Below are 21,251 nucleotides of genomic sequence, written 5' to 3'. Positions count from 1 at the left end.
GGGCGAAGCCGCGTCCTCTTCTCCGGTCCCCGTTCCTCACCCACGACGTCCCCATCTGCAGCACTGTCACTGACAGCAGCAGTTATGTCGCAGATAGTCATCACACAAACGCTAAGAGCGCCCAAGTCAGGACATCCAGGGAGAATGGATAGATCATCCAGAAGGCGGAGGCACCTCCCGGCCGGTCCGCCCCACGGTCCGCGAGCCCCACCCGCCCACGAGCCGAGCCGGTCCGCCCCGCGACCTGCGAGCCCTACCGGCCCGTGCTACAGCCGGTAGTCCCAGTCGACCCGACCCTCACGGAGGTCGGCGACGAGACTCCGGACGTAGTCCAGCTCGGCCTGCACCGCCGCCCGCTGGTATTCGGACTCCACGAGGAAGACCCGGGGCAGGAAGGCCGCCCCTTCGGCCAGGTCGGCGTCCAACGCCGACAGCCGCCCCTCCAGGGAGGCCAGCCGTTCCTCCAGCGCCGCCCTGGCCTCGTCGGGCCGGAGCACCGGCAGGAAGGCGAGCGCCGCCGGGAACTCGGGGAACTCGCGGGCGGGAGCGGAGAGCATCGTCCGCATCCAGTGCCGCAGTGTCTCCCGGCCCGCGTCGGTCGGCTCGTAGACGGTCCGCTCCGGGCGGTTCTCCTCGCGCAGGGTCTCCCGGACCGCGATCAGCCCGTCGCGGAGCAGCCGGTCGATGGTCTGGTAGACGCTGTTGCGCTGCGCGACGTTGACCACGTCGCCCTTGCGCCGCTCCTTGATCAGCTGCTGCATCCGGTACGCGTGCATGGGCTCCTCGGCGACCAGGGAGAGCAGCGCCATCGCGAGAGGGGACCGTCGTGAGGACATGGCGCCATCGTAGGGCTGGCCAAATCTTAGTCATATTATGTATAGTCATCTCATGACTAAAAGAGCGATGATCATTGGTGGCGGGATCGCCGGCCCGGTGACGGCGATGGCCCTGCGGCAGGCCGGCATCGACAGCGACGTCTACGAGGCGTACGACCGCGGCGCCGACGGCGTCGGCGCCTTCCTCACCCTCGCGGTCAACGGACTGGAGGCCCTGCGCCTGCTCGGCCTGCACGACCTGGTCTGCGAGCTGGGCGTGGACACGCCGCGGATGGAGATGAGCAACGGACGCGGCAGGCTCCTGGCCTCCTTCCGGCAGCCCGGCCGGACGCTGAAGCGCGCCGACCTCTACCGGGCCCTGCGCGACGAGGCCGTACGGCGCGGCGTGCGCGTCCACTACGGCAAGCGCCTCACCGACGCCGAGACCACCGCGGACGGGGTGCGCGCGGTCTTCGCCGACGGGAGCACGGCCGAGGGCGACCTGCTCGTCGGCGCCGACGGGCTGCGCTCGCGCACCCGCACGCTGATCGACCCCGGAGCGCCGCGCGCCCGGCACGTCGGCCTGCTGAACACCGGCGGTTTCGCACGGGGCGTCACGGTGCCGGGCCGCCCCGGGACGAACCACTTCATCTTCGGCCGGAGGTGCTTCTTCGGCTACCTGGTCCACCCCGACGGCGAGGTGTGGTGGTTCGCCAACCCGCCGAGCCGCCGGGAGCCGACCCCGGAGGAGCTGGCCGCGATCACCCCGGCGCAGTGGCGCGCCCGGCTGGTGGAGCTGTTCCGGGACGACGCCGGGCCGATGCTCGACATCATCGGCGCGACCGAGCACATCCTGCCCGGCTGGAACACCTACGACTTCCCGACCGTGCCCAAGTGGTCCGGCGGGCGCATGGTGATCATCGGCGACGCCGCGCACGCCACCTCGCCCTCCTCCGGCCAGGGCGCGTCCATGGCGATCGAGGACGCGGTGGTGCTGGCCAGGTGCCTGCGCGACGTCCCCGGCACCCGCGACGCGTTCGCCGCCTTCGAGCGGCTGCGGCGTACGCGGGTGGAGCGGGTCGTGGCGCAGGGCAGGCGCAACGGGAGCGGCAAGGCCCCCGGTCCCTTCGGCGCCCTCTTCCGCGACCTCACCCTGCCCCTGTTCGTCCGGCAGATGGACAGGAGGAACGCCCTGGCCTGGATGCACGACCACCGGATCTCCTGGGACGACCGGGTGACCGCGACCTCCGGCTGAACCGGCCGGAGCGGCGGCCCTCCGGCCGGGAGACCCGCGTCACCCGGGCGGGCGTCGTCTCACCAGTGGGCGGGGCGGGTCAGCGACGGCGGGATCCTCGTGGCGGTGTCGCCCCTCGCCGCGTCGAGCTGCGCCTGGACGAGGAAGATGCTCCCGGTGAGGTCGGCGCCCCGCAGGTCGGCGTCCCGGAGGTCGGCCCCGATCAGGTCGGCCGTCCGCAGGTCTGCGCCGCGCAGGTCCGCCCCGATCAGATAGGCCCCCCTCAGACTGGCGCCCCGCAGGTCCGCGCCCTTCAGCTTGGCCCCGATGAGGTCCGCGCCCCGCCGGTCCTTCCTCCGTCCCCCGACCCCGGCCCGCACGAGCTCGCTCGCGCGCAGCAGCAGGGCGTTGACCTGCCGCCACCGCGCCGCCGCGTCCAGCCTCAGCAGGGAGTCCGGGTCCCCCTGGGTCAGGCCCTCGATCTCGTCGAACGCGGCGCGGAGCTCGGCGCGGATCGGGCGGGCCGCCTCCAGCGCCAGCGCCTCGGCGAGGTACCTGAGCAGCTCGTGCAGGTCCCGCATGACCGGGAAGACCTCGAACATCTGCTTCGCGGTCCCCGGGTTCCGCCGCCAGTCCCGCCCCCCGAAGGTGACCTGGGAGACCTTCTGCCCCGCGCCGAAGCAGTCGTAGACGGTGCAGCCCGTGAAACCCTCCGGCCTCAGCCGGTCGTGGATGCCGCAGCGGAAGTCCTGCCGCAGGTTCGGGCAGGCCCGCCCGGCGGGCTTGTCGATCGCGAAGTCCGCCGAGGCCGCGAAGGCGGGCACCACGCAGCACAGTCCGAAGCAGTTACCGCAGTCGGCCCGCAGCGCGGAGCCGTCCCCGCCCGCGATGGGTTCCGGATGGTCGCGCGCCTCGGATGTCGCAGACATCCCGGACATCTCAGAGGACAACGTGCGTGGTCTCCTGTCGCATCGTGCGCCGCCCCGGCCGGAAGGCGGCGTCCTCCGGCCGGCCCCGCCCAGCCGACCGGCTGCGCGCTCCAGTGAAAGGTACCGTCTCCGCGCCCGTGCCCGCGCGGCGCCGGGCGTCCGCAGGCTCCTGCCCGCGCGGAATCGAGAACGCACGCGCGACCCCATGTCCCGGCCCGTCACCGGCGGGAACGGCGGTTCATCGGCGGGTCAAAGAAAGGCCGGAAAGCACCCATATATGGAGCATGCTGCGAGGCCGCCGTTTTCAACCCGTGAATCCGGACATAAGGGACATATCGCAATGTCAACGTACCGAGGAGGGACGAATGATATTCAAGCGACTCGCCGGCACGTTCACGGCGGCCGCCATCGCCAGTGGTGGCTTCGTGGCACTCGGCACCGCCGCCGCGACCCCGGCCCACGCCGAAACGGTATGCGCCTACAAGGTGCGCAACGTCCCCAGCGGCAATTACCTCAACGTCCGTCGGAAGCCGAAGAAGACCGCCAAGGTGGTCGATCGGATCGACCCGCGCTACGCGGTCCTGGGCCAGTGCAAGCTCGCCACCGCGAACTGGCGTGCGGTCCAGGGGCACAAGACGATAACCACGGGCTACGTCCACAAGCGCTACTTGAAGAAGGTCCTGAAGATCACCCGCTAGGTCTCCCCTCCGGCAGGTTGTCACGTGTCGTGGGGCCGACCGGTCCCACGACACGGCCGTCCTCCCGGGACGAGCGGCCGGATTCGCAGAGGAAGGCCGCCGGAACGCCCGGCTCCGCATCCGCCGACGCATCTCCCATTTCTCCCGTTCGGCCGGAATTCGTTTCCCCGTTATCGTCCCCCGGATAAGGGAATGAGATCGGACGGATTACCATCCGCCCGTACGGGTTCATCACCGGTTATTCACGGAGGCCGCGGGCCGGCGCCGCCACCGCGGTCACCGCGTTTTCCGCAGCGGATCCGATTCCGCCGTCCACCCCGCCGAGCCGCCCCAACGGCACCCCGGAAGGACCCCATGGCAGGGCCAAGTCCGATCGCGGCGGCCGGTTCCCGGAGAGGGACCGGCACCGGTCGCCTCCACCCCGCCGCGTCGCCGGGTGTGTCACCGCCCCCGGCCCCTCCCCGGGAACCGGCCGTGGCGGCCGGGTGAATGCACACCGTACCGGCGGAACGCACATCTCGTACTTCGGGCCGGTCCGCGGCGGCGCGGGCTCTCGTACGATGACGAGGTGCTCGCCGCTCTCCGTTCCCTGTGGAACGAGCCCCGTCCCCCCGATCCTCCGCCGTGGACGTGGCGCGACCTGGTGCTCGTGGGGGTGCTCGTCCCGGCCGCCGTGCTCGAGGGGTTCCTGCGTCCGGACCTTCCGTGGCGGGTCGTCTCGGTGGCCGTCGCCGTCGGGCTGGTGCCCACGCTGCTGTGGCGCCGGACCCGGCCGCTGCTCATGATCGTGATCTGCTTCGCCGTCACGGGCCTGGCCCCGCTGCTGATGGGCGAGCCCCCCTCGGAGATGTACACGATGGCGTACCAGCTGATCCTGCCGTACGCGTTGTTCCGGTGGGGATCAGGACGCGAGGCCGCGACCGGACTCGCGATCATGATCGTCTCGGCCTCCCTGTCGGCGGTCACCGGCCGCACCGCCGGCCCCGACGTGATCGGCGCGTTCACCGCCCTGTCCGCGACCGCCGCCCTGGGCGGCGCGTTCCGGTACCGGTCCCGGGCGAGATCGCGCGAGCTCGACCAGGTCAAGCTGCTCGAACGCGAGCAACTGGCCCGCGACCTGCACGACACCGTCGCCCACCACGTCTCGGCGATGGCGGTGCGCGCCCAGGCGGGCCTCGCCACCGCGGAGTCACGGCCGGAGGCCGCGACCGAGGCGCTCCGCGTGATCGAGGCCGAGGCGGCGCGCGCGCTCGACGAGATGCACGCCCTGGTCCGCGTCCTCCGCCGGGACCGGCCGGACGAGCCGGCGGACCTGGCGCCCGGTCGGCGCATCACCGACATCGAGCGGCTCGCGGGCCGGAGCCGCTCCGGCCCGGCCGTCGACGTGGAGATCTCGGGTGACCTCGGCGGCCTCCCCCCGTCGGTCGAGGCCGCGGTCTACCGCCTCGCCCAGGAGTCCGTCACCAACGCCGTGCGGCACGCGCGCCACGCCACCCGCGTCGAGGTCCGCGTCACCGCCGACGACACCTCGGTGCGCCTGCGCGTGAGCGACGACGGCGACGGCGGTCTCGTCCGCCCGGCCGCCTCACCCGGATACGGGATCATCGGCATGATCGAGCGCGCCCACCTGCTCCGCGGCACCTGCACGGCCGGACCCGGACCCGACCGGGGCTGGACCGTGAGCGCCGTGCTGCCCCGGACCGGGGCGGCGACGTGAGCATCCGGGTGGTCGTCGCCGACGACCAGGAGATCGTCCGCACCGGGCTCACGATGATCCTCGACGCCCAGCCGGACATCGAGGTCGTCGGCGAGGCCGCGGACGGGCGGCGGGCCGTCGAGCTGGCGCGGCGGCTCCGGCCCGACGTGTGCCTGTTCGACATCCGCATGCCCGGCCTCGACGGCATCGCGGCCACCCGCGCCCTCGCCGGACCCGACGTCGCCGATCCCCTCGCCGTCGTCGTCATCACCACGTTCGACCTCGACGAGTACGTCTACGCCGCGCTGCGAGCCGGCGCCCGGGGTTTCCTGCTCAAGAACGCCGGCGCGGCCCTGCTCTCCCAGGCCGTCCACGCCGCCGCCGGGGGCGAGGCGCTCATCGCCCCGAGCGTCACCGCGCGCCTGCTCGGAGCCTTCGCCCGGACCGGGTCCGGCTCGGCCCCGGCGCAGCCGGTCGAGGCGCTCACCGGCCGGGAGGAGCAGATCCTCGCCGCCGTGGCACGCGGGCGGACCAACGGCGAGATCGCCGACGAGCTCTACATCTCCCTCAGCACCGTCAAGTCCCACATCGCCAGCCTGATGGCCAAGCTCGGCGCCCGCAACCGCGTCGAGATCGCCATCTGGGCCTACGAGACCGGCCGCGTCAGGCACTGAGCCGGACGGTTCGGGTCACCGACTGAGCCGGACGGTTCGGGTCACCGACTGAGCCGGACGGCCCGGGTCACCGGCCGCCGGACGGCCCCCTCGGCCGTGTCAGGAGCCGAGCCGGACGGTCCGGACCGCCGGCCGCCTGCGGACGGCCCACTCGGCCACGGCCACGTTGATCACCCAGCCGGCGGCCATGAGCAGTGCGGTGGCGACCTCGCCGGGCGCCCCGAAGACCAGGACCCAGGGCAGGTGGGTCAGCACCTGCGTGCCCGCCCCCAGGCCGATCGCGTAACCCCGGATCATCCAGGCGCGGTGCCGTACGACGTCCCGCCGCCGGATCGCGGCGAAGCCGAGGACGATGGACAGGGCCATGGCGGTGCCGAACACGAGCCGGATCCCGGAAAGGAGATCGCTGCCGCCGGCGGGATAGGGGTAGAAGACCGTCATCCACAGCCCCGTGAGCGCCGCGACGAGTCCTGACGGGACCAGGACCCGCCCGGCGGCACGGTGCCAGCCGGGCCTCCGGCGGCGGAATCCGGGGGCGAACTGGAAGGCTCCGAGAACGCTGTAGACGCTGACGCTGACGATGTGCAGCACCACGGGCAGCGGCACCGCGAAGAACCGCGCGTTCTCCGGCGTGATCTCCGCGCCACCGGTCAGCTCGGTCAGGCGGGCGGCTCCCGCGACCACGGGCACGGCGCTGAGCAGGATCAGCATGGCGGGCACGAACCGGCCTGTCGGCCTCTCATCGGTCATGACCCGATCGTGGCCGCCGGCGCGGTGGCGGATCATCACCGGAACGGCCTGGTCCGACCTGGCCGATCGTCCGCCGATCAGGCGTACTTTCGGCTGATGAGTCCCCTGCGCAGGATTTCTACGCTGGCCTCCACGGCTCGGGACGTGCCCGTCACCCTGCGGCGCCCGGGCCCGCCGTGGAGGAGGGAATCCCATGAAGGCGTTCGTCCTGCGTTCGTACGGCTCACCCGACGCGCTGCAGCTCACCGAGATCGACAAGCCCGTGCCCGCCGCCGGCGAGGTGCTGGTCCGGGTGCGCGCCACCTCCGTCCAGCCCTACGACTGGCACCTCATGAGAGGGGAGCCGTACATCGCGCGCCTGATGGGCGGCGGTCCCGGCCTGTTCGGGCCGAAGATCCGCATCCTGGGCGCCGACATCGCCGGGCAGGTCGAGGCGGTCGGCCGGGACGTGACGGAGTTCCGCCCCGGCGACGAGGTGTACGGCATGCCCAAGCAGGGCGGCTTCGCCGAGTACGCCTGCGTCCCGGCCGGAGAGCTGGTGCCGAAGCCGAAGAACCTGTCGTTCGATCAGGCGGCGGCGGTACCGATGGCGGCCGGCACCGCCCTGCTGGGCCTGCGCGACGACGGGCGGATCCAGCCGGGGCAGGACGTCCTCGTCAACGGGGCCTCGGGAGGCGTGGGCACGTTCGCCGTACAGCTCGCCAAGGCGTTCGGCGCGCGGGTCACCGCCGTCTGCGGCACCCGGAACGTGGAACTGGTCCGGTCGCTCGGCGCGGACGAGGTCGTCGACTACACCGCGGAGGACTTCACCCGGCGCGGGCGGCGCTACGACCTGCTGCTGGACTGCGCGGGAAGCCACCCGGCCTCGGCGTACCGGCGGGCGCTCGCTCCCAAGGGGGCCCTCGTCATCGTCGGCGGGCCGGGCGGCCGGTGGCTGCAGCCCATGGGCCGCATCATCTCCGCGCTCGCGGCGTCGCCTTTCGTATCGCAGCGGACGGCCCTGACGGACGTGGTCCGGTGCACGGAGAACAAGCGGAACCTGACGACGCTGGCCGAGCTCATCGAGGACGGGCGCCTCACCCCCGTCATCGACCGGAGCTACCCGTTCGAGGAGATCCCGGAGGCCATCGTCTACCAGGAGCAGGGACACGCCACGGGGAAGGTCGTCATCACGGTCTGAGACCCGGGACCCCCGCATGCACGACGGACCCGGCCACGTCCCCGTCGGAGGGACCGGCCCGCAGCCGCCGCCTCCCGCCCTCCGGAGATCAGGCGGGGACGAGCGGAGCCGACCGCCGGCTGAGCCGGAGAACGGCCTCGGCCGTCCGGGGGTCGGTGGCGGGGCGGAAGGGCATGACGGGGCGGGCATCGGGTCCGATGACCAGCCCGGTCCGCCCGTCCAGGGAGGCGTCGGCCGCGGCGAGGATCGACGACCGCGCGGCCGCCGACGCGGAACCCGACGTGGCGCGCTCGAAGGTACGGCGGACCAGCGGCCAGAGCAGCCGCAGTCCCGGCGAGACGATCCGGGGTGACCGCATGGTGCCGTCGGTCATCTCAGTCGCCGCACCACCGGGGTCCGCGGCGAAGACCGAGATGCCCGTGCCTCGCAGCCGCTCCGCCAGATCCAGCGTGTAGGCGAGGTTGGCCAGCTTCGCCCGGCCGTACCAGTGAAAGCCGTAGTAGCCGCCCGGCGGCTCGACCGCGTCGAAGGAACGCTTGGCGGTCCGGACCGCGCCCGAGGTGACGTTCACGATCCGGCTCGGCCCCCCGGCCCGGAGCGGTTCCAGCAGCAGTTCCGTCAGCAGGTAGGGGGAGAGGTGGTTGACGGCGAACGACGCCTCGATCCCGTCCACCGTCCGTTGCCGGTCCGCGAACATCGCCCCGACGTTGTTGACCAGGATGTTCAGCGGTCCCTCTCCGGCGAGCCGGGCTGCGAGCCCCCGGACCGCGTCGAGCGAGGCGAGGTCGGCCGCGACGAACCTCGCCCGCGGTCCGGTCGCCACCGCGCCGATCCGCTCGACCGCGAGGGCACCCCGCTCGGCGTTCCGACCGACCACGGTCACCGCATGGCCACGCGCCGCCAGCCCCATCGCGGTCTCCAAACCGATCCCCCCGGTCCCCGCCGTCACCACAGCCCGTCCGCCCATGATCCACCCCTCGCCGACCGCCCATTAACGGATAGTCATCCGTTTTACGATCCATACCGTAACACAAGTGGATGGCTATCCGTTTAATGGAGGCGGACGTACGGCGACGGCCCCCGAGCCGTGGGCTCCGAGCTGTGGATTCCGGATCGCCGAGTCCGGACACGGGACAGGACCGCCGGGTCCGGACGCGGCGGGGGCGAACCATCGAGTCCGGGCCCGAACGCGGGTCCGGACCTCCGGGTCCGGACCCGGAGGCGGGGGCGAACCGCCGTCAGCGCGGGGGGCGCAAGCCTTCGAGGAGGACGTCGAGATAGGCGTCCGCGTGCTCGGCGCCGTCACCGCCGGAGCGGACCGCGTGCCCGATGCCGCAGAGCAGACGGCGGACGTCGTCCGCCTCGATGCCGTACCGGATGGCACCCGCACGGCGGGCGCGGTCGAGCAGCTCCGCCAGTGCGCCGTCCAGATCGGCCCTCAGCGCCGAGGTCTGCGCATCGGGGCCGCCGGCGGATTCGAGCACCGCCGCGAACCCGGCGTCGTCGAGCATGCGCCCGAGGGTGAACCGCAGCAGGCGGCGCAGACTCGCGGGAGCGTCCTCCTCGGCTCCGGCCGCCGCGGCCCGCGCCTCGTCGACGAGCTGCTGGAAACGTTCCGCCATCAGCGCTTCCAGCAGCGCGTGCCGGTTGGGGAAATGCCGGTAAACGGTCCCGACGCCCACCCCCGCGAGCCGGGCGATGGTGTTCAGCATGAGCGAGTCGTCACCCATGGCCAGCTGCTCACGGGCGACCTGTAACACCCGCGCGCGGTTGCGCGCGGCGTCCGCACGCAACGCCGTCCCCCGCTCCGCACCGGATGTCACGGGCACAGCCTAACGGCCCGCCGGCCGGGCACCGCGAAACGCCGGGTCCACCCGTCCGCGGGCGCGACGCCGACCGGACAGGCGACGCCGGTCCCGTCGAGACCGCAGCGGCCCGGACCGACCGGTTCCGGCAGGCCGGCCGGCCGGTTCCGGAGCACACCCTCCGGCTGATGGGCAACGGGCACGGACTGACGACGACAAACAGGAGCAGTCCAGATATGACGGGTGATATAGATTGATCGCCACGTGGAATGATCACGGCTCGCGCCCGCCCGACCCGCGTCCGCTGCGACCCGGCGACGTCAGGTGTCACGTCGGCGGAAGAGAGCGGCATGGCCATGGAGTTGGGGACCGACTGACGATGAGCCCGGAAGAGGATTTCAAGCAGGTCGGCGCCGAGTTGGCCGACCTGGGTGTGCGGATCTCCACGATGATGGGGAGGCCCGCGCTCAAAGATCAGGCCGGGAAGGTGTTCGCGAGCCTGCAGCGCGACGGCGCGATGGTGTTCAGACTGGTCAGGGACACCCCCGAACACGCAGCCGCGCTCCGACTGGCCGGGGCGTCCCTGTTCGACCCCTCGGGGCAGGGCAGGACGGTGAAGGACTGGGTGGTCGTGCCCCACTCCTCGGCCGAGGAATGGACGGATCTGGCCGAGGCCGCCCTCAGCCGCCCACGCTGACCGGCAGGCCGCGTCGACGGTGCGGCGGCGGGTCCCGATCGGGCGGACCGAGGACGGATGACCGCGCCCTGTGCCAGGGTGGCCGACATGTTCGCAATCACCGTACGGACCGAGGACGGCCGCCGGCATGTCCGGGTGGACGCCGGGGGACTCACCGAGCTGATCGGCCGGCTGGGCGGCCGGAACGACAGGTTCCTGGTCGTCCAGCGGATTCCCGACCTGCCCGAGGTCTTCGTTCAGGTATGGCACGAGAACGGCGGCGACTATGTGCTGGAACACCGTGACGGAGCTCCCGACCGGCACTTCCAGGCGGTGCTCGACGGTCCCGGACCGGTGATCGCGGCCATGACCCGCTGGGCGCGGCCGGAGGAAGACTGGGACTCCGGGCTGGACTGGACCTCTCTGGACCTGGGTACCTCCGAGCCCCCGCCTCCGCTCGAGCTCGACGAGGACGAACGCGAGCGGCTCGACGCGCGCGTCCGCGAAGTGATCGTGGGCGGTTACGCGACGCGGGCGCAACTGGCCGAGCTCGCGCAGGAATACCTCGTTTCAGACGACCGCCACCCGGTCTCCCCCGAACAGGCGCGTCTACTGGCGGACCGGATGTGGCTGGAGCGCGTCGAGGAGCAGGCCTCCTGGCAGGGGGAGACGGACCCGGAACGGCTCAGCCGGGCCTTCGCCGCCCTGGAGTCCTCGGGCATCACCGCGAGGGAGCACTTCGCCTGCTGCCGCTCCTGCGGTCAGGCGGAGATCTGGTCGGCGGGTGCACCGGACGCCCGCGGCTACGTCTACTTCCACAGCCAGTGCACGGACTCGGCCGCGAGGGGGCACGGACTGGCGCTCCTGTACGGCGGATTCGACGGCTCATCGGACACCACGGCGTCCATCGGCCGGGAGGTCGTGGCCGCGCTCGAGAAGACCGGTCTTCCGGTGGAGTGGAACGGCGATCCCTCGCAGAGCATCACCGTCACCCCCCTCGACTGGCGCAAACGCCTCATCGGTTGAGGGAGCGCATCCCTCCGGGAATCGATCACCAAACCGGTGTCACACCTACTTTGTGCATCTTTAACAGGCCATATGGGGAGGTGGTCAGTGGGTCTCGGGTACGTGAGGCAGGACCTGGTGGCGGGTGGCCGGGATCCTCCTCGCCTCCGTCCAGGCGCTCGTCAACTTCGCCTGGCTCCCCGCCTACCCGTTCTGGTCGGTGATCGTCATCACCTTCGACGTCCTCGTCATCTACGCGCTCGCCGTCCACGGCCGGGAGACGAAGGCCTCCGGCGGAGGCGACACTCTGTAGACCTCGCCCGGCGGGGCCGGTCAACCGGTGGCCGATGGGCCGCCCGGGGAGATCAGTCCGGTTTCGTAGGCGAGCACGACGGCCTGGACGCGGTCGCGGAGGCCGAGTTTGGACAGGATGCGGGCGACGTGGGTCTTCACCGTCGTCGCGCTGAGAGTCAGCCGGTCGGCGAGTTCGGCGTTGCTCAGGCCGGTGGCGAGCAGGCGCAGCACTTCCAGTTCCCGTGGCGTCAGTCCGGACAGGTCCCGGTGGAGACCGGCCCTCGCCTCGTCCCGGGGTGCGAAACGCTCGACGAGGCGGCGTGTGATGGTGGGTGAGAGCAGGGCGTCGCCGGAGCGCACCAGACGTACCGCGGCCACCAGGTGCTCGGGGCTGACGTCTTTGAGCAGGAAGCCACTGGCGCCGGCGGTGAGGGCGGCGTAGACGTAGTGGTCGAGATCGTAAGTGGTCAGGATGATGACGCGGGTCTCGTCCGCTCCGCCGCTCATGATCTGGCGGGTGGCTTCGATGCCGTCCATCCGCGGCATCCGGATGTCCATGAGCACGACGTCCGGCCTGGTGCTCCGTACGGCGGCGACCGCTTCGACCCCGTCGGCCGCCTCCGCCGCCACCTCGATGCCGTCGGCGGAGAGGATCATCCGGAACCCGGTACGGACCAGCGCCTGGTCGTCGGCGATGACAGCGCGCACCGGCTCGCTCATGCGGCGGTCCACGGAATACGGGCCATGATCCGATAACCGCCCCCCGCCACGGGCCCGGCGGCCAGGGTTCCACCGTAGACGGCCAGCCGCTCACGTAAGCCGATCAACCCGCGGCCGTTGCCGGTCCGCGCCTGGGGGCCCGGCGCGCCACCGGTGTCGGTGACCTCGATCTCCAGCCAGTCGCCGTTACGGCCGATCGCGACGGACGCCGTCGCGCCGGCCGCGTGCTTCATCGTGTTGGTCAGGCCCTCCTGCACGACGCGGTAGACAGTGAGGCCGACCCCGTCGGGCAAGGGGTCCAGCGGCGAGAGCGCGACATCCACCGGCACGCCCGCGGCGCGTACCCGCTCGACGAGGCCGCCGAGCTGGTCGAGGCCGGGTTGCGGTTCGAGCCCGTCGCCCCGGCCGTCCACGCGGCCGTCCTCCGGCCCTGCGAGCAGGTCCATGACGTTGCGCAGCTCGGCCATGGCGGCCCGGCCGCTGCTTTCGATCGCGAGCAGGGCCTGCTTGGACAGTTCCGGCTCGGCGTCCATCACTTTGCGCGCCGCACCCGCCTGGATCACCATCACACTCACATTGTGGGTCACCACATCGTGCAGCTCGGCGGCGATCCGGGAGCGCTCGGCCTCGACCGCCCTCCGCATGGCGTCCTCCTGCGCCCGCTGAAGTTCGGTGAGCCGGTCCCGGCTCCGCCGCAGGAACCGGACGACGCTCGCGCAGACCCCGGCGCTCAGCAGGACCACGTAGGGCCCCACCCAACCGGGGAGACTGGGAAGACCGGACGCGACGTCCCGGTCCACGGCGCCGGCGAGCACGGCCGCCAGCAGGAGACCGGCCGCCGCGGGCACCCGGTTGCGGCTGTGGACGACGGCGCTGTAGCCGGCGATGAAGCAGGCCAGTACGGTGACCCACGTCTCACCGCCGTCCATGGCCAGCACCGCGGACGCCACCACCCAGAAGGTCGCGAGCGGATACCTGCGCCGGGCCGCCAGCGGCAGGGCGGTCAGCGCCACCAGGAGTACGGGCGGCTCGTGCTCCTCGGGGACGGCGCCGGACGGCGGATGGATCCGCTCCGGGGCGGCCGACTGGACGCCGATGCCCCCGTCCGGTAGCGCCGGAGGAGACGGAACCGCCGGGAGGGACGGAGCCGCCGGGAGGGACGGAGCCGCCGGGAGGGACGGAGCCGCCGGAGGCTGCGGCAGCCGCAGCAACTCGATCAGAGGACGCGGTTGCACGTCGACGCGATGGACCGGACCCTGCAGTCCCTCCGCCGCCATCAGCGCGACGACGGTCAAGAAGATCGCGAGCAGCCCGTCGGCGACGAGAGCCCTTCGAGACGGACGGGCGGTTCGCGGTTCCGGCCGCAGTACGTCCTGCACGTACTGCCGCCAAAGCCGTCGTTCGTCTGCTGCCACCGACATATTTTCGCGTTCGCGCGATCCACCGCACATCGTCTTCGGTGCCCACGGCGGTGTCCGCCGGGAGTACATCGCGAGGATGACACCGCGGGCGGATCATCCCACGGAGGCATCCGATACCGGTACGACAGCCGACGCGCGCGGGCGCCGGCCGCTTCTAGCCTTGTCCCCGCCATCGGCCCCGCAGGACTTCTCCGGCGAGGCGGCCGTTTCAACCGGAAGGACGGGCACGTTCATGGGTCATGTGACGGAGACGACGGACACGGGCGGGCGGTACGGCGGCGCGGGCACACCGGCACGCACCGCAGGGGAAGGCGCGGCCGCCACCGGCCAGGGCTCCTCTCGAAGCGGAAGGGGCCGGAGCCTGTGCTTCGGTGTGATCGCCGCCGGGCTGCTCGCATCCGTGGCGACCACGCCGGCCGTGTCCGCCCGGTCCGAGGCCGCCTCGTACGCGTCCGCGCCTGCCGCAACCGGCCTTTCACCGGCGTCGAGCAGCACGCTCCGCCTGCCCGAACCGACCGGTGCGCATCCGGTCGGCACCACGTCCCTGTACCTGAAAGACACCTCCCGCCCCGACCCCTGGGTTCCCTCGGTGAAGGCCCGGGAGCTCATGGCCACCCTGTGGTACCCCGCCGAGTCACCAGGCCGCAAGCGGGCCTCGTACATGACGCCCAAGGAGTCCGAACTGCTTCTGAAGAGCGGAGGGATCACCGGCGTTCCGGCCGACACGCTGAGCAGGACGCGGACCAACGCCTTCACCGACGCCGGCCCGGCAGGCCGCAGGCGCGGCCTGCCCCTCGTCGTGCTCTCCCCCGGCCACACCAAACCCCGGAGCGAACTCACGGCGCTGGCCGAGGACCTGGCCAGCCGAGGCTACGTGGTGGCCGCGATCGACCACACCTACGAGAACGTCGCCACCACCTTCCCCGACGGGCGGGTGGCCACCTGCGTCACCTGTGGGATCGAGAAGGATCCGGCGTGGTGGGGGAAGCTGGCGAAGAGCCGGGCGGCCGACGTCTCCTTCGTGCTCGACCGGCTGACCGGAGCCCGGCCGAGGTGGAAGGGCGCCCGCCTGATCGACCCCTCCAGGATCGCGATGGCGGGTCACTCCGTCGGAGGAGCGAGCACCATCGCGGCCATGCTCGGGGACTCCCGGATACGCGCCGGTGCGGACGTCGACGGCACCACGGAGGTCCGGATCCCGGCCAGGGGGCTGGCACGGCCGTTCCTGTTCCTGGGCAGGTCGGCCGCCTACACCCCGGGCGGGGGAGACGCGGCCGCCACCTGGGAGCGCGACTGGAAGCAGCTGACCGGCTGGAAGCGCTGGCTCCTGGTGACCGGGGCGGAGCACACGTCCTTCACCGACCTGGGCGTGCTGGCCGACCAGCTCGGCATCGACACCGGCGCCGGCATACCCGGTGCCCGCGCCATGGACATCACCCGCAGATACGTCGCGGCCTTCTTCGACCTGCACCTGCGCAAGAGATCCCAGCCCCTGCTGGACAAGCCGTCGCCCCGTTATCCCGAGGTCGAGCACTGCTCTCCCGAGACGAAGACGTGCCGGTAGGACGCCTTATGGCACCGCGTCGGACCCTGCCCCCGCCATGACCTGCCGAGCCGGTCGGCGAACGGGATACGTTGATCTTCCATACGGAGGAACGGAGACGGTGGATGGGCGCCTGGGGTCCCGCGCTGTTCTCGGACGACCTCGCCTGCGACGTCCGGGACGGCTATCGCGGACTCATCGAGGACGGAACGGCCGACGAGGACGCCCAACGCCACGTCCTGGAGTCATACGCCGAAGTGCTGGACGACCCCGACGAGGGCCCCGTGGTCTGGCTGGCGCTCGCCGTCGCCCAATCGAAGATCGGCCGACTGGACGCAACGGTACGTGACCGGGCACTGGGCATCATCGAGCGAGGCGAGGGGTTGTCGCGCTGGGCGGAGGAGGGGGCCAAGGCTCTCACCGGTCGGCAAGCCGTTCTCCAGAAGGTCCAGGTCCAGCTCACCGGCCCGCAGCCGGAGCGCAAGCGCTTACATCGTCCCTGGCGCCACGTCACCGACCTGACGCCTGGGACAGTGCTGGCATACCGGGTGCTCTCAGGCAAGGTCGTCCTCCTGCGCGTCGCCCGCATAGACGATGACCGGACGGGCTGCGCACCGGTCCTTTCCCTGATGAACCATCTGAGAGATGGGATTCCCTCCCGGCAGGAACTCGACGGGATACCGAACGCGGTGGACCGCTCCTGCCCGTTGGGCATCCCCGTCGACGCGGCGACGAAGATGACGGTCTTCCGTGTGGCGGTGCACAGAAGGAAGGATCCTGACTACCGCGCCCTCGGCTTCGAGCCTCTGATGGGCCTGGTCCGGTCACGCCCCCAGGATGAGGTGCTCGATCCTGAGGCGTACACGCACTGGGAAGGGCTCGCCGAAACCATGCAGTGGTTCGCGGGCTGCCGCTGACGGCGGCCGGCTTCGGCAGGATCGATACGACCCACCGGAAAGATCTCCCGGCCCGAGCACTCCCCCAGCGGGACATCAGCCCCTGACATGAGCAACGATCCCGCTCGGATCGGTCACCGGCGCACCCGATAGCGCAGGTGGAGCACCCGGTCGCCCTGGATCACCGCATCAGGGTCCTCCAACAGGTGCTGCGCGTCGACCGGCCCGAAGTAGCGCTTGCCGGACCCGAACACGACGGGTACGACGTCCATGCGCACCTCGTCGACGAGCCCCGCGGCCAGCATCTGGCCGCCGACGTCACCGGCGGCGACCTCGACCGTGCGGTCACCCGCGAGCTCCTGCGCCCTGGCCATGGCCGCCTCGACGTCGTCGACGAAGTGGAACGGCGCCTCGGGGTCCCAGCCCTCGGGCCTCGGCCGGTGCGTCACGACGACCACGTGGTCGATCCCGCCCGGCGGCTTCCCGTCCCAGCCGTCCGTCAGGTCGAAGACGTGGCGGCCGACGATCGTGACCCCGATCTGGTCCCAGTACGCCCGGGTGTAGTCGTAGGAGGTCTGTGACACCTTCAGCTCACCGCTCTCGTCCAACGGGACGTCACCGCCGGACAACCAGTCGAACAGCGGTCCGGGCCGGTCGTTCTCGTCCGCGATGAAGCCGTCCACCGACACCGAGCCGTACATGACCACCTTGCCCACGGGGCTCTCCTCTGCTTCGGGGTGCCCCAAATTAGCGTGGCGTGCGCTGTCGGTCTTGTAAGAAATCAATCGGCCGGCAGCGGCCAGCCGTCCAGCGCGTGGCCGGGGTGTTCGCGCAGGAACCGCCGCCGGACCTCGACGTACCGCGTCGGCGTGAGCCCGGTGAACGCCCGGAACTCGTGGCCGAAGTGGGCCTGGTCGAAGTAGCCTGCGCCACCGGCGAGGTCACCCCAGTCGATCGGTCCGGCGGGATCGATCGCCAACACGGTGGCGGCGAAGCGGTGGGTGCGTGCCAGCCGCTTCGGCGTGACGCCGATGAGCTCCTTGAACCGCTGTGCCAGATGAGTGCTGCTGACACCGGCTGCCGCGCTCAGGTCGCCGATCGCCACCGACCCGCCGGTCGCCGCGATGACGCTGCTCGTACGGCGGACCAGCCCCAGGCCGGCGGTCTCGCGCAACCGCCGCATCAGCTCCTGCTCGAGCAGCGTCAGCATCTCGTGCGGTCCGTCCGCCGCGGCCAGCCGGTCCCGCAGCTCGGCAACGGCGGGCCGGCCCCAGACCTGCTCCACGGTCACCGGCCGGTCGCACAGCTCGGCCGCGGGCATCGGCAGGAACGGCGCCGGCCCCCACGGCTTGAAGTGCACGCCGACGGACCGGGTCCCCGGCGGATACCCGAACTCGAAGGCGCGGGTGGGTGTGGTGACCACGCAGCCGTCGGCGTACTCGGCCGTCTCGATGTCGGTGCCGGCGCGGATGCGGAACGGCGCCCCGAGGTTGACGATGAGCAACGCCGCCGGCATCGGCGGCAGCGTCAGCCGGGCGTACGGCGGCGCACCCTCCAGGTAGTAGAGGTCGTCGACCAGCCCGTCCAGCGGCGGTCGCGGCACTCTGGACACGTACTCCACGCGTCACAGCATCACCGATGCACGGGCTGACCGCCAGGTCGCCGCAGGCCGTCGATCGCAGACGATCCCATCCGAGAGAAGGCGTGTCCGTCAGGCCTCGGCGGAGGTCAGGCCCACCGGGCACGCGACCCGGTTCCACCGATGCCGCAGCGACCGGAGAGCTCTGAGACAAGATCCGGAGTGCTCCTGAAACCTCTCAGGCGGCCGGCGCCTTCGGTGTCAGCCGGACCTCGACATCCGCGTCCAGGGCGCGTGCCAGACGCTCCAGAACCGGCAGGGTGGGGATGGTTCCGCCCGCCTCGAAGCGGGCCACCGCGGACTGGGTCATGCCGGCCTCCCGGGCCAGGTCGCTCTGGCTCCACCCCCGCCCCTCGCGCATCGTCCTGACCGTCCTGCCCAACTCGTAGGCGATACGTGCGGCCTCATACGCCTCGGCCGCACCCGGCTCGGCCATCCGGCGATCCCTGAGCTCCCGCCAGCTTCCCTGTTCGCTCATACCGCTTCTTCCTCGTCAACGGTGTGCGCCGACTCGATACAGCGACGCATGGCCCGCCGAGCCCGATCGATCTCCCGATCATCACGTGCCCGCGTCTTGTGGAACACGGTCAGAAGCACGATCCGGCGACCGGGCGCGATCCAATATGTGATCCGCATCGCGAACTCGTCGAGATGGAACCGGAGTTCGCGCAGCTTGCCGTCCAACTGCTTGGTGTAAGGCTCACCCAGCAGAGGCCCCTCTGCCGCAAGAAGATCGACATAGAAGGCCGCCCTCGCGAACAGCGCCGAAGGCAGGTCCTCAAGCCACTTGCGAACTTCTGGCTCCAGCTCCACGGTACCCCAGGTCATAGCATCGATGCTATGGGGCGAGGCTCTCTCGTACTCTGTTTTCACACGAACGCGCTGGGCGAGCGACGAGCGCATACGGCGCATGATCTACACCTGTTCCAGTCTCGGTGACCTTCCGGGGTACCGGAGCGTCCCGCTGCGGAAGTGGGCTCACACGCTCGGCTACGGCGGGCACTTCTCGACCAAGTCACGCCGCTACTCCGTCACCCTCGGCGATCTCCGCCGGGTACGGGCCGACCACCGGGCCGCAGAGGCACGGCAGGCGCTCGGGCTACCTGACCCTGCGGAAGGGGCGGAGCTGGTCATGATCGGGCAGTGGAGCTACGCCGGAGGCGGCCACCGGGACGGCGAAGCCTCCTTGGCCGAACTCTCCCGCCAGCGCCTCACCATCGCCCGCATGATCCGGAAGGAGCGGGAATCGGGAAGCCTCGGCTGACCACACCGTGAGGGCCTTCAGCCGCTCCTCCGCGCGATGGTCCGGGGCGCTGATCCTGTTTAGGATCATGGCTTATGGAGACCGCACAGAGATGAGGCGTGGCGTCCTGTACGTGATCGCGTGCGCTGCACCTGCGGCTGCCGACGTTCACCGCCTCGTGTTGCTCGCTCAGGAAGCCGGATGGCGGGTCCACGTCGTCACCACTCCGATGGGCGCACGCTTCATCGACGCTCCAGAGCTGGAACGGCTGACGGGTGACCGGGTCCGCAGCACCTACCGGATGCCGGACGAGCCCAAGGGACTGCCTCCGGCAGATGCGGTGATCGTGGCTCCGGCGACGTTCAACACGATCAACAAGTGGGCGAACGGCATCGCCGACACGTTCGCGGTGGGCCTGCTGTGCGAGGTGATGGGCTTCGGCACCCCCATCGTCGCCGTGCCGCTGCTGAAAGACGCTCTCGCCCGGCATCTGGCCTTCGGGTGGAGCCTCGATGCTCTGCGGGAGATGGGCGTGCGGGTGCTGTTCGATCCCGAGGCCCCACCGCATGCGCGCATGCCATCCTGGGAACGCATCATGCACGAGCTGCACAGCGTTGTCGGGGGCCGACACTCACAGGGGTGATGGCGTGGATGCCCGCAAGGACATCGGTCAGCGGATCGCACGGGCACGGCGTCGTCGTGGGCTGTCGCAAACCGTCCTCGCGGGACTGATCGGCCGGTCCGAGAGCTGGCTCAGCCAGGTGGAGCGGGGCCGACGCTCCATGGACAGCCACACCGTCATCAATGCTCTCACTGAGATCCTGGGCTTGCCCGTCGATGACCTCACCGCGACGAAGGCAGACGCGATGACGCCCTATCAAGCCGCAGTCGGCATCCGGCAAGCCATGATGGGTTACGACGGCCTGTCCTCGCTGATCGACCCCGGCCACGCCGAAGGGTCACCGGAAAGTCTCGTCTGGCTCCGCCACGAGATACGCCAGGTGAACCGGCTCTATCAGGCGACGCGTTATGACGAGGTCGGCCAGCGGCTACCTCGGCTGATCGTGGCGACCGAACTGGGTAGCCGCCATACCCCTGCTCGGCACCGCCGGGCTTACCAGACCCTCCGATCGCTGACCTACCACTGCACCACGACCACGCTGCGACGCGTCGGGGAAGCCGAACCGGCGTGGATGGCCGCCGACCGATCGCTCGCTGCCGCCGAAGAAGCCGAAAAACCGCTACTCGTCGCAGTGAGCGCCTACCGGCTCGGTTACGTCTTCGTCCGGCTCCGCGAGCCGGACAAGGCCCTTCAGCTCGCGCTGCGGGCGGTGGACGCGCTGGGGCGGTCCACTCGCCGCTCGGACCCTCGGCCGCTGTCCGTCTTCGGAGCGCTCCACCTCGTGGCGGTCACCGCTGCGGCTGCCCGGTACGACCACACGGCAGTAAGGGCGTTCCTTGAGCGAGCGCGGCGGACGGCCGAACACATCGGGCACGACCGCAACGACTTCTGGACGGCGTTCGGGCTGACCAACGTCACCATTCACGAGGTCTCCGCCGCGGTGGAGTCCGGAGACCCGCGGCAGGCCATCAGCAAGGGCGAGACGCTGAACACCACCGAACTCGCCGCCGGGCTCGTCGGCCGGCGCGCTCAGGTGCATCTCGATCTCGCGCGGGCCTACGCGGCGCAACGCAAGGATGCGGCGGCGGTGAACATGCTCCTGGAAGCCGAACGGCTCTCGCCGCAACTCGTCCGCTACGGCGGGCGTACCCGTGACCTGCTGACCCAGCTCCTCAAGCGCGAGCACCGGGCCAGCACTCCCCAGCTTCGAGGCCTGGCCGCTCGGGCGGGCATCGCCTGACCCGTACTTTTGTGCGGGTGCTTTGGCTTCACAGCGGTACGGGTTCCCCTACAGGGGTGTGCCTACGGTCCTTCCTGACACGACGGCGGAATCAGCCGTCTTCCCCGGTAACTGAGCCGATCGTAAGTTTTGGTACTTGTTCGAGGGCGGCGGGAGATCGGATTCCGGCGG

General features: G+C 71.1%; 23 protein-coding genes and 1 pseudogene. 13 read left to right on the top strand and 11 right to left on the bottom strand.

Annotation, left to right across the window (positions count from 1 at the left end; translation table 11 throughout):
- Positions 1–266: 266 nt before the first annotated feature.
- A complete protein-coding gene (locus tag IEZ07_RS31075; protein ID WP_239321053.1) occupies positions 267–836 on the bottom strand; it encodes a PadR family transcriptional regulator in 570 nt (189 codons plus the stop codon).
- 52 nt (positions 837–888) lie between these two features.
- Here IEZ07_RS31075 and IEZ07_RS31070 point away from each other — a divergent pair, with 52 nt between their 5' ends.
- Positions 889–2,070 (top strand): FAD-dependent oxidoreductase, encoded by a 1,182-nt coding sequence (locus tag IEZ07_RS31070; protein ID WP_191898064.1) that lies wholly within the window; start codon positions 889–891, stop codon positions 2,068–2,070.
- 59 nt (positions 2,071–2,129) lie between these two features.
- Here IEZ07_RS31070 and IEZ07_RS31065 read toward each other — a convergent pair whose 3' ends face one another.
- A complete protein-coding gene (locus IEZ07_RS31065; protein WP_191898063.1) occupies positions 2,130–2,978 on the bottom strand; it encodes a pentapeptide repeat-containing protein in 849 nt (282 codons plus the stop codon).
- Between the two features lie 365 nt (positions 2,979–3,343).
- Here IEZ07_RS31065 and IEZ07_RS31060 point away from each other — a divergent pair, with 365 nt between their 5' ends.
- The 3 genes from IEZ07_RS31060 (at position 3,344) to IEZ07_RS31050 (ending at position 6,046) form a co-directional block, all read left to right on the top strand.
- Positions 3,344–3,676: a hypothetical protein gene (locus IEZ07_RS31060; RefSeq protein ID WP_191898062.1), complete on the top strand. Its 333-nt coding sequence runs from the start codon at positions 3,344–3,346 to the stop codon at positions 3,674–3,676.
- A gap of 568 nt (positions 3,677–4,244) precedes the next feature.
- Positions 4,245–5,393 carry a sensor histidine kinase gene (locus IEZ07_RS31055; RefSeq protein ID WP_191898061.1) on the top strand — a complete coding sequence of 383 codons (1,149 nt, stop codon included), beginning with the start codon at positions 4,245–4,247 and terminating at the stop codon, positions 5,391–5,393.
- A complete protein-coding gene (locus IEZ07_RS31050) occupies positions 5,390–6,046 on the top strand; it encodes a response regulator (RefSeq protein WP_068898252.1) in 657 nt (218 codons plus the stop codon). The genes IEZ07_RS31055 and IEZ07_RS31050 overlap by 4 nt, the downstream gene beginning before the upstream one ends.
- Positions 6,047–6,145: 99 nt before the next feature.
- Here IEZ07_RS31050 and IEZ07_RS31045 read toward each other — a convergent pair whose 3' ends face one another.
- Entirely contained in the window at positions 6,146–6,796 is a 651-nt protein-coding gene (locus IEZ07_RS31045; RefSeq protein ID WP_239321056.1) for a DUF2306 domain-containing protein, read from the bottom strand.
- A 193-nt stretch (positions 6,797–6,989) separates the two neighbouring features.
- Here IEZ07_RS31045 and IEZ07_RS31040 point away from each other — a divergent pair, with 193 nt between their 5' ends.
- Complete coding sequence (locus IEZ07_RS31040) at positions 6,990–7,976, top strand: NAD(P)-dependent alcohol dehydrogenase (RefSeq protein WP_191898060.1); 987 nt, start codon at positions 6,990–6,992, stop codon at positions 7,974–7,976.
- An 88-nt stretch (positions 7,977–8,064) separates the two neighbouring features.
- On the opposite strand, the gene IEZ07_RS31035 is transcribed toward IEZ07_RS31040, so the two are convergent.
- Both IEZ07_RS31035 and IEZ07_RS31030 read right to left on the bottom strand, forming a co-directional pair.
- Positions 8,065–8,943, bottom strand: coding sequence for an SDR family NAD(P)-dependent oxidoreductase (locus IEZ07_RS31035; RefSeq protein WP_191898059.1), 879 nt, complete (start codon positions 8,941–8,943; stop codon positions 8,065–8,067).
- A 271-nt stretch (positions 8,944–9,214) separates the two neighbouring features.
- Positions 9,215–9,799 (bottom strand): TetR/AcrR family transcriptional regulator, encoded by a 585-nt coding sequence (locus IEZ07_RS31030; protein ID WP_204054719.1) that lies wholly within the window; start codon positions 9,797–9,799, stop codon positions 9,215–9,217.
- 361 nt (positions 9,800–10,160) lie between these two features.
- Here IEZ07_RS31030 and IEZ07_RS31025 point away from each other — a divergent pair, with 361 nt between their 5' ends.
- The 3 genes and pseudogenes from IEZ07_RS31025 to IEZ07_RS31015 all read left to right on the top strand — a co-directional run.
- Positions 10,161–10,478, top strand: coding sequence for a hypothetical protein (locus IEZ07_RS31025; RefSeq protein WP_191898058.1), 318 nt, complete (start codon positions 10,161–10,163; stop codon positions 10,476–10,478).
- A gap of 87 nt (positions 10,479–10,565) precedes the next feature.
- Positions 10,566–11,483, top strand: a complete 918-nt coding sequence (locus IEZ07_RS31020) for a DUF6891 domain-containing protein (protein WP_191898057.1) — start codon at positions 10,566–10,568, stop codon at positions 11,481–11,483.
- Between the two features lie 118 nt (positions 11,484–11,601).
- A pseudogene (locus IEZ07_RS31015) lies at positions 11,602–11,775 on the top strand (DUF7144 family membrane protein); the annotation flags it as partial.
- Between the two features lie 20 nt (positions 11,776–11,795).
- On the opposite strand, the gene IEZ07_RS31010 reads toward IEZ07_RS31015, so the two are convergent.
- Both IEZ07_RS31010 and IEZ07_RS31005 read right to left on the bottom strand, forming a co-directional pair.
- Entirely contained in the window at positions 11,796–12,476 is a 681-nt protein-coding gene (locus tag IEZ07_RS31010; protein ID WP_191898055.1) for a response regulator, read from the bottom strand.
- On the bottom strand, positions 12,473–13,891 hold the full coding sequence (locus IEZ07_RS31005; protein WP_239321059.1) for a sensor histidine kinase: 1,419 nt from the start codon (positions 13,889–13,891) through the stop codon (positions 12,473–12,475). The genes IEZ07_RS31010 and IEZ07_RS31005 overlap by 4 nt, the downstream gene beginning before the upstream one ends.
- A 247-nt stretch (positions 13,892–14,138) precedes the next feature.
- On the opposite strand from IEZ07_RS31005, the gene IEZ07_RS31000 reads away from it, so the two are divergent.
- Both IEZ07_RS31000 and IEZ07_RS30995 read left to right on the top strand, forming a co-directional pair.
- Entirely contained in the window at positions 14,139–15,461 is a 1,323-nt protein-coding gene (locus IEZ07_RS31000) for an alpha/beta hydrolase family protein (protein WP_239321062.1), read from the top strand.
- 104 nt (positions 15,462–15,565) lie between these two features.
- Positions 15,566–16,357, top strand: coding sequence for a hypothetical protein (locus tag IEZ07_RS30995; RefSeq protein WP_191898052.1), 792 nt, complete (start codon positions 15,566–15,568; stop codon positions 16,355–16,357).
- Positions 16,358–16,470: 113 nt separating this feature from the next.
- Here IEZ07_RS30995 and IEZ07_RS30990 read toward each other — a convergent pair whose 3' ends face one another.
- The 4 genes from IEZ07_RS30990 to IEZ07_RS30975 form a co-directional block, all read right to left on the bottom strand.
- The gene (locus IEZ07_RS30990; protein ID WP_191898051.1) at positions 16,471–17,052 is read right to left on the bottom strand and encodes a dihydrofolate reductase family protein; all 582 of its coding nucleotides are present in this window, start codon (positions 17,050–17,052) and stop codon (positions 16,471–16,473) included.
- 65 nt (positions 17,053–17,117) lie between these two features.
- Complete coding sequence (locus IEZ07_RS30985) at positions 17,118–17,957, bottom strand: AraC family transcriptional regulator (protein WP_204054720.1); 840 nt, start codon at positions 17,955–17,957, stop codon at positions 17,118–17,120.
- Between the two features lie 196 nt (positions 17,958–18,153).
- Entirely contained in the window at positions 18,154–18,453 is a 300-nt protein-coding gene (locus IEZ07_RS30980; RefSeq protein WP_068898232.1) for a helix-turn-helix domain-containing protein, read from the bottom strand.
- Positions 18,450–18,803: a type II toxin-antitoxin system RelE/ParE family toxin gene (locus tag IEZ07_RS30975; protein WP_191898050.1), complete on the bottom strand. Its 354-nt coding sequence runs from the start codon at positions 18,801–18,803 to the stop codon at positions 18,450–18,452. The genes IEZ07_RS30980 and IEZ07_RS30975 overlap by 4 nt, the downstream gene beginning before the upstream one ends.
- Positions 18,804–18,810: 7 nt before the next feature.
- Here IEZ07_RS30975 and IEZ07_RS30970 point away from each other — a divergent pair, with 7 nt between their 5' ends.
- From IEZ07_RS30970 to IEZ07_RS30960, 3 genes are all read left to right on the top strand, one after another.
- Positions 18,811–19,239 carry a replication initiator gene (locus IEZ07_RS30970; RefSeq protein WP_307729043.1) on the top strand — a complete coding sequence of 143 codons (429 nt, stop codon included), beginning with the start codon at positions 18,811–18,813 and terminating at the stop codon, positions 19,237–19,239.
- A gap of 91 nt (positions 19,240–19,330) precedes the next feature.
- Complete coding sequence (locus IEZ07_RS30965) at positions 19,331–19,861, top strand: flavoprotein (RefSeq protein ID WP_239321065.1); 531 nt, start codon at positions 19,331–19,333, stop codon at positions 19,859–19,861.
- A 4-nt stretch (positions 19,862–19,865) separates the two neighbouring features.
- The gene (locus tag IEZ07_RS30960; protein ID WP_239321068.1) at positions 19,866–21,080 is read left to right on the top strand and encodes a helix-turn-helix domain-containing protein; all 1,215 of its coding nucleotides are present in this window, start codon (positions 19,866–19,868) and stop codon (positions 21,078–21,080) included.
- Positions 21,081–21,251 lie beyond the last annotated feature (171 nt).

This window comes from Planomonospora parontospora (genome assembly GCA_014647935.1).
Lineage (GTDB): Bacteria > Actinomycetota > Actinomycetes > Streptosporangiales > Streptosporangiaceae > Planomonospora > Planomonospora parontospora.
Note: the sequence above shows the minus strand (reverse complement) of the source record. Positions and strands in the feature narration are given on the sequence as shown.

Bases quoted from the DNA above. Each gene is read 5' to 3' on its own strand.
- IEZ07_RS31065 (WP_191898063.1), bottom strand. From the start codon at position 2,978: ATGTCTGCGACATCCGAGGCGCGCGACCATCCGGAACCCATCGCGGGC.
- IEZ07_RS31035 (WP_191898059.1), bottom strand. From the start codon at position 8,943: ATGGGCGGACGGGCTGTGGTGACGGCGGGGACCGGGGGGATCGGTTTG.
- IEZ07_RS30975 (WP_191898050.1), bottom strand. From the start codon at position 18,803: ATGACCTGGGGTACCGTGGAGCTGGAGCCAGAAGTTCGCAAGTGGCTT.
- IEZ07_RS30995 (WP_191898052.1), top strand. From the start codon at position 15,566: ATGGGCGCCTGGGGTCCCGCGCTGTTCTCGGACGACCTCGCCTGCGAC.
- IEZ07_RS30970 (WP_307729043.1), top strand. From the start codon at position 18,811: ATGCTATGGGGCGAGGCTCTCTCGTACTCTGTTTTCACACGAACGCGC.
- IEZ07_RS30965 (WP_239321065.1), top strand. From the start codon at position 19,331: ATGAGGCGTGGCGTCCTGTACGTGATCGCGTGCGCTGCACCTGCGGCT.
- IEZ07_RS30980 (WP_068898232.1), bottom strand. From the start codon at position 18,453: ATGAGCGAACAGGGAAGCTGGCGGGAGCTCAGGGATCGCCGGATGGCC.
- IEZ07_RS31040 (WP_191898060.1), top strand. From the start codon at position 6,990: ATGAAGGCGTTCGTCCTGCGTTCGTACGGCTCACCCGACGCGCTGCAG.
- IEZ07_RS31025 (WP_191898058.1), top strand. From the start codon at position 10,161: ATGAGCCCGGAAGAGGATTTCAAGCAGGTCGGCGCCGAGTTGGCCGAC.
- IEZ07_RS31010 (WP_191898055.1), bottom strand. From the start codon at position 12,476: ATGAGCGAGCCGGTGCGCGCTGTCATCGCCGACGACCAGGCGCTGGTC.
- IEZ07_RS31060 (WP_191898062.1), top strand. From the start codon at position 3,344: ATGATATTCAAGCGACTCGCCGGCACGTTCACGGCGGCCGCCATCGCC.
- IEZ07_RS31045 (WP_239321056.1), bottom strand. From the start codon at position 6,796: ATGACCGATGAGAGGCCGACAGGCCGGTTCGTGCCCGCCATGCTGATC.
- IEZ07_RS31020 (WP_191898057.1), top strand. From the start codon at position 10,566: ATGTTCGCAATCACCGTACGGACCGAGGACGGCCGCCGGCATGTCCGG.
- IEZ07_RS31075 (WP_239321053.1), bottom strand. From the start codon at position 836: ATGTCCTCACGACGGTCCCCTCTCGCGATGGCGCTGCTCTCCCTGGTC.
- IEZ07_RS31070 (WP_191898064.1), top strand. From the start codon at position 889: ATGACTAAAAGAGCGATGATCATTGGTGGCGGGATCGCCGGCCCGGTG.